Source organism: Halomonas sp. 707D4, from assembly GCF_024158685.1.
Lineage (GTDB): Bacteria > Pseudomonadota > Gammaproteobacteria > Pseudomonadales > Halomonadaceae > Vreelandella.
In genome coordinates, this window is record NZ_JAMZBD010000571.1 from 1 (window position 1) to 1732 (window position 1732).

At 67.0% G+C, this 1732-nt stretch carries 2 protein-coding genes; one reads left to right on the plus strand and one right to left on the minus strand.

The window, feature by feature from the left end; translation table 11 throughout:
• The coding region (locus BIS11_RS16680) for a glycosyltransferase family 9 protein (protein ID WP_253586600.1) at positions 1-619 on the minus strand (619 nt) is incomplete at its 3' end.
• Between the two features lie 82 nt (positions 620-701).
• Between BIS11_RS16680 and BIS11_RS16685 the strand changes: the two genes are divergently transcribed.
• The coding region (locus tag BIS11_RS16685; RefSeq protein WP_253586601.1) for a glycosyltransferase family 4 protein at positions 702-1732 on the plus strand (1031 nt) is incomplete at its 3' end.

Sequence of the window (1732 nt, forward strand, 5' to 3'; positions counted from 1 at the left end):
CGTCGGCTGCGAGCGCCGCGTACTGTTCGATCGTAAGATTCACCGCCGAACCCCCGCTGCCCGGGTGGATGACGACCGCAGGAGTCCGAGGGCCGGCCAGCGCCTGCCGGGCGCTGTCTCGCGCGGCCTGCTCCAGTGGCCAGAAGGGCGGGGCGGGCAGGCGGGCCAGCTTGAGCGACAGCCGCTCAAGCAGCGCGCAGGCAAGATCGACGTTGTACTGATACTCCGGCTTCTCCGAGCGCGAGCGGCGCTGGGTGATGCGCACGGTGTAGAACAGCTGCGCCCACTTGGTGGCCGGCGCCAGGCGCAGCGGAATCCTCGCGCGAAAGCCGAGCCAGCCGATACGCGGCGTCGAGAACAGCGTGAGCAGCGCATCGAAGCGCTTCGCCTTCACGCTGGCCAGCAGCGCCGCTTGCGCCGGCTTGCCCGCCTCTGCGCCCGGGTCGACGATCACCTCGTCCACCCAGGGGCAGGCGCGGGCGAGCTCGGCGGTGTAGGCGGGCACCAGCACGCTCACCCGAGGGCAGGGAAGGGCGCTCTTCAGGCAGGCGAGCGCCGGCCAGGCGAGCATGAAATCACCGATCTTGTCGTTACGCACGACCAGCACGTTGGGTGCCATAGGAATACCCCGTCAATTGCAGCCTGTATACTACAAGACAATGAAAGCGTTGTTGAACGGCGCGCAACGAGCGGGTGAAAGAATGGCGAACAAGGTACTGCAGCTTTGCATGTCCGACGGCAAGGGCGGCATGGAGCTTTACGTGGATCGGGTCATCGAGGATTTGCAGGCCGAAGGAGTCGAGGTGATCGGCATCTGCCTGAGCGATACCCGTATCGAAACCTACTTTCAGCGCAACGGCGTTGCCTATCGGGCCTTCAAGAGCAACCTTCAGGCGCTGGGCAGCGCCTGGGGGCTGCGCCGCTGGCTGATCGACGAGCACGTGAGGGTGATTCACTGCCACAAGTCGAGCGATCTGCGCCTCACCGCGCTCTTGAAGCTGCTGCTGCCGAGCATTCGCGTGCTCTACACCGACCACGTGGGCGGCCAGCGCCCCAAGAAGAGCCCCTACCATCGCTTTGCCTATGGCAACGTCGACCGCGTGCTCTCGATCAGCCAGGCGACGTTTGCGCGCAACGTCAAGAACCTGCCGCTGCCGCGCGAGCGCGTCACCTGCCTGCCCCACGGCGTGGACACCACGACGTACCGACCGGCCACGAACGCAGCGGCCGTGGCCGCCAAGCGCGCCGAGCTGGGGATTCCCGAGGGCGCGGTGGCGATCGGCCTGCCGGGGCGGGTGACTCAGGGCAAGGGGCAGGATGTCTGGGTGAAGGCGCTTTTAGAGCTGCCTGACCAGCTCGACTTCTTCGCGGTGTCGATCGGCGGCACCGACTACGCCTCCGGCGGCACCGAGGCGTTCTACCGCGAGCTGGTCGCCATGATCGAGGGCACGCCGCTGGCCGACAGGATCCGTTTTCTGGGCCACCGCGCGGATCTCGGCGAGATCCTGCCGGCGCTGGATCTGGTGTGCATTCCGTCGGAGAACGAGGCGTTTGGGCTGACCATCATCGAATCCATGGCCTGCGCCATGCCGATCATCGGCTCCAATACCGGGTCGCTGCCGGAGCTGGTCGATGAGGCCAGCGGCGTGCTGGTCGGCCCCTTCGACGTGACGGCCTGGCGTGACGCCCTGGCCGCGCTCATCGAGGACGATGCGCGCCGCCGGGCTATGGG